The 933-nt window shown below is 43.9% G+C and carries 1 protein-coding gene; it reads right to left on the bottom strand.

Annotated features, from left to right (window positions below):
* A partial coding sequence (locus L4C54_RS24090) for a VCBS domain-containing protein (protein WP_428810093.1) occupies positions 1–933 on the bottom strand: 933 nt, incomplete at both ends.

The raw sequence follows: 933 nt of genomic DNA, 5'->3' as shown, positions 1-933 counted from the left end.
AATGACCAATTTCCATCGGCATCAACACTGAATTTACCGTAACCATTATCAGTATTTTCAAACGCTGTGACTTTCTGTTCACCTGCATCTACATCAGAAATTTCTAAAGTGCCTTCAGCAATGCTTCTCTTCGCACCACGATCTTCTTTGACCTTACCACTGTCATCACCAACCGTAGCCTTATCGTTGCTACCCAATACATCCACAGTGATAGTCTTACTTGCTGTTCCGTCCGCAGAAGTCACGGTCAATGTTTCTTGGAATTCTTGACCGTCGATTAAAACATCCGCTTTGYCGTTATCAAGCTCATAAGTCCAGCTGCCATCTTCTTTAAATGTAAACGTGCCGTATGTACCAGACAAATCAGCGGGTACATTAAAAAGACTTTCTCCTGCATCGGCGTCACTAACAGTCAGTTTTCCGCCTGCATCTGCATCGCCTTCAACATTGAAACCGGCTTCTGTCACTGATGTATCTTGTGTCCCTGTCTCTTCGATGGTTGCAAGATCATTGGTGCCTTTCACAGTAATTGTCACCGTGCCCGTACCTGTCCCATCTACCGATGTCACATCAAATGTCAGTACTTTACGAACACCTTGGCCTAGCTCTTGAACCGCTTCTTTAGAATTGTCTATCTCAAATGACCAATTTCCATCGGCATCAACACTGAATTTACCGTAACCATTATCAGTATTTTCAAACGCTGTGACTTTCTGTTCACCTGCATCTACATCAGAAATTTCTAAAGTGCCTTCAGCAATGCTTCTCTTCGCACCACGATCTTCTTTGACCTTACCACTGTCATCACCAACCGTAGCCTTATCGTTGCTACCCAATACATCCACAGTGATAGTCTTACTTGCTGTTCCGTCCGCAGAAGTCACGGTCAATGTTTCTTGGAATTCTTGACCGTCGATTAAAACATCCGCTTTG

It is taken from the genome of Vibrio lamellibrachiae, from assembly GCF_050337265.1.
Lineage (GTDB): Bacteria > Pseudomonadota > Gammaproteobacteria > Enterobacterales > Vibrionaceae > Vibrio > Vibrio kyushuensis.
The sequence above is the reverse complement of the archived record's forward strand: the minus strand, read 5'-3'. Positions and strand labels throughout refer to the sequence as shown.